The organism is Mesorhizobium sp., from assembly GCF_017306585.1.
In the GTDB taxonomy this organism is placed as follows: domain Bacteria; phylum Pseudomonadota; class Alphaproteobacteria; order Rhizobiales; family Rhizobiaceae; genus Mesorhizobium.
On sequence record NZ_JAFKIC010000337.1, the window covers coordinates 1 to 3,694 of the forward strand.

The window sequence follows — 3,694 nt, forward strand, 5'->3', positions numbered from 1 at the left end:
CAGCCCGACGGCGCCAAACCGCAGCATCCGCGAAAAGTCAGGCGGAAGCAGCGACCGGACACTGCTCAGGGCGTTTGTGTTGCGCACGGTCGGACCTTGCCTCAACCACGCGCCGCGCGTTTCACCATCTCCTGGAGGCGGTGGACAGGCAGATCCTGGCCTTCGGCGGCGGCCTGGCTTCGGGATACGATCTCGTTGACGAAATAGAGCGGCCGGCGCTTGGTTTCCATATACATGCGACCGAGATATTCGCCGAAGATGCCGAGCACCAGAAGCTGGACGCTGCCCAGGATGAGCATGATCGCGGCAAGGCTGGTCCAGCCTGGCAGCACGTTGCCGACAGACCATTCGAACAGCGTATAGCCAAGCACCAGCAACCCGAGCAGGCCGAACATCATCCCCAGCAGCGAGGCGAAGCGCAGCGGCATGATGGAAAAGCTGGTCATCGCATCCACCGCCAGGAGAACCATCTTCTTCAGCGGATAGTGGGTGGTGCCGGCAAAACGCCGGTGCCTTTCATAGGGGAAGGCGACCTGTTTCAGCCCGATCCAGCTCACCATGCCGCGAATGAACCGGTAGCGTTCGGGCATGGCGTTGAGGTGATCGAGCGCGCGGCGGCTCATCAGCCTGAAGTCGCCGGTGTTCGGAGCGATCTCGACATCGACCATGCGGCGCAGCAGGCGATAGAACATCGAGGCGGAGGTGAGCTTGAACCAGCTTTCGCCGTCGCGCGTCACCCGCTGTCCGTAAACGACGTCGAAGCCTTCGTTCATCTTCGCCATCATCGGGCCGAGCAGTTCGGGTGGATCCTGAAGGTCGGCGTCGAGAATGAGGATGCGCTGGCCACGGCAGAATTCCAGTCCGGCGGTCAGGGCGATCTGGTGCCCGTAATTGCGGGCGAGGTCTATGGCGACGACGTGATCGTCATTTTCGGCCAGTTCGAAGATGGCCTCGCGGGTGCCGTCGGTCGCCCCGTCTATGACCAGAACGATTTCATAGGAGAGGCTTTGCTCGAGGCATGCGGCGGTGACGCGGCGATGAAGCTCGGCCACCCCATCGCGCTCATTGTAGCATGGCACGACGACAGACAGCATGACCGCACGGCGCGCGCCGATTTTTTCCGCTTCCATCAACAGCCTGGCTCCCGCTCAGACAATGGCAATAGCGGCAATTGGTTAGAAAACAGATAAGCAGTCGGGACCGGCCGGCGGTTACCGGTAAGGGCTATGAGCGGATCGGCAGTTCCATGCGGATGCGGGCGCCGCGCCACGAACCGGCCAGGATCCGGATCGTCCCGTCATGCAGCAGCGCGATCTGCCGGGCAAGATTGAGCCCCAGTCCCGCCCCGCGCGACAGCGGCTGCAGCCGATAGAAGGGCTGAAAGACGTTCTCGTGTTCTTCGGCGGGAATGCCCGGACCTTCGTCGCGCACCTCGATGCCGCCCGCCGTGTCGATCGCGATGGTGATCGTGCCGCTGCCGCCGCCATGTTCGATCGCGTTGCGAACGAGATTTGCGATGGCTCGTTCGATTTGCAGCACGTTGACCTCGACATACGCCTTTTGCCGCGAGGGCTCGAAGGCAAGGTCGTAGCCGGCCTCGATGGCCAGCGGCGCGAAGTCCGCCGCGACCCGGCTGACGAGGTCGTCGAGATCGACGCTCTGGCGCTGGTCCGCCGGACGGTCGAGCAACTGATGGTCGAGCAACTGCTGGGCAAGGTGCGACAGCCGCTCGATGTCATGCAGCAGCCGGGCGCTCTGCGGCTCCGGCTTCAGGAGTTCGGCGCGCGTGCGCAGGATGGCGATGGGTGTACGCAGCTCATGCGCGGCATCGGTGAGGAAGCGGTTGTGGCGGTCGTAGCCTTGCGCCAGGCGGGCCAGCGCCTCGTTGAAGGCATTGACCAGCGGCGCGATCTCCTGCGGCACCTGCTTGACCGGCAACTGCATGGCGCGGGTGCCGATGTCGATGCGCGCCGCCTGGCGCACCGTGTCGACGAGGCCGGCAAGCGAACGGCGCACCACGGCCGGGGTCGTCACCAGAGTGGTGGTGCCCATGACCAGGATGATGGGCAGGAGCAGGATCGCGATGATGACGGCGAGCGCCGGCAGGGCGCGCTCCCAGTTCTTGCTGCCGTCCGGATTCCTGGCCACCTCGACGGTAGCCGAGATGTTGATCTCGAGTCCGTCGGTCTCCTGGCGCGACGACTGTGTCGCGGCGATGATCTGTACCGTGCCGGCCCTGGTGGAGGCCTTTTCGATATAGGCCTCGGGCCGCATGTCCTTATCGGAAAACCCGATGGTGGCGTGGTCCGCCTCGCCGAGCAGGTCGCCGAAACCCTTGGTGTAGACATCAGGTATGACGCCGGAACGGACGCTCTGTCCGCCGCTGTCGCGTACGATGTACCAGACGTTGGGGAAGCTATCGCGAAACTCGGCAAGTTCCTGCGTCTCATGGACGATCAGCTTGCCGTCCTTGTCGCGGTCGACTGCGTCCTTGACGGTCGCGGCCGCGGCCTCGTTGTCTATGAGCAGCCGCGGATTGGCGATCCACAATGCCGCCACGCACAGCACGATGAAGACGAGAAGCATCGCTGCCTGCAACAGGATCAGCCGCCGCACCAGCACCCATTGCAGCGAGCGCGTCCGGACCTTCTTCGTCACGAGGCGGCCGGCAGGAGATAGCCGAGGTTGCGGATCGCCCGGATCTCGATGCCGGCGGCGACATCGTCGAGCTTGCGGCGCAGCCGTGAAATGTGCGCGTCGAGCGCGTTGGAACCGATCTCGTCGTCCAGCGCGTAGACGGCTTCCTCGAGCGTGCTGCGCATGATGGTTCGCCCCGGCCGCCGGATGAGGGTTTCAAGCACCAGGCGTTCTCGCCGGGGCAGGTCCAGCGCCTGATCCTCGATCAGTGCCTCGCGATAACGGAAATCATAGGTGAGGCGGCCGACCATCGTCTGGTTGGCGCGTGAGGTGAAGGAGCGCCGGTGCAAGGCGTGGAGTCGCGCGACCAGTTCAACGGTGGCGAAAGGCTTGACCATGTAATCGTCGGCGCCGGCATCGAGCCCGGCGACCCGGTCGTCCAGCCCGCTCATCGCCGTCAGCGCGATGACAGGGACATCGAGATGCAGGGCGCGCAGGCGCGGGATCAGGCTGAGGCCGTCGCCATCCGGCAGCCGGCGGTCCAGAACCACTGCGTCATGATGGCCGAGGCGCGCAACAGCCTCGGCGTCGGCCAGGGTCGCGGCGTGGTCGACGATGATATCCACGCGCTCCAGCGCGGCCTTCAGCACGGAGGCCATTTCCGGTTCGTCTTCGATCAGCAGGACGCGCATGGGCGTTCTCCTTCACGGGCGGAAGGTGGCTTCCGGCCCCGGCAATTCATTCGCATTCGAGCTTCGGCTTGCGGAAATTGGTGATGAACCAGCGGCCGCCGGAAGCACGGGCAAAGAACGTATAGAAGCACTCCTGCCGTTCGACATAGCCCGGGGTCTCGGTCTCTTCATAGACGGTTCCGTTTTTTGTATGGCGAACTTCGCCCGTCGATGTGCCCGCAACGGCGTTGGTGGATATCTTGCGCCACTGATAGGCGCGCTCGCCCTGGCCGAGATCGACGATCGCCGTTGGCGGACCATAGTCCAGAACCACCGATTCGACCGGCTGGCCAACATAGTTCTTCATGATGTCGGACGCACAGCCC

General features: G+C 64.2%; 4 protein-coding genes. All 4 read right to left on the reverse strand.

What is annotated here, in order from left to right:
• Window positions 1-101 precede the first annotated feature (101 nt).
• The gene (locus J0I79_RS34320; protein ID WP_292870397.1) at window positions 102-1,130 is read right to left on the reverse strand and encodes a glycosyltransferase family 2 protein; all 1,029 of its coding nucleotides are present in this window, start codon (window positions 1,128-1,130) and stop codon (window positions 102-104) included.
• Window positions 1,131-1,224: 94 nt separating this feature from the next.
• Window positions 1,225-2,658 (reverse strand): HAMP domain-containing sensor histidine kinase, encoded by a 1,434-nt coding sequence (locus tag J0I79_RS34325; RefSeq protein ID WP_292870400.1) that lies wholly within the window; start codon window positions 2,656-2,658, stop codon window positions 1,225-1,227.
• Window positions 2,655-3,329, reverse strand: a complete 675-nt coding sequence (locus J0I79_RS34330) for a response regulator transcription factor (protein ID WP_292870403.1) — start codon at window positions 3,327-3,329, stop codon at window positions 2,655-2,657. Before J0I79_RS34330 ends, J0I79_RS34325 begins: the two co-directional genes overlap by 4 nt.
• Before the next feature lie 46 nt (window positions 3,330-3,375).
• Window positions 3,376-3,694 (reverse strand): hypothetical protein (locus tag J0I79_RS34335; protein ID WP_292870406.1); only part of this gene is annotated, 319 nt, incomplete at its 5' end.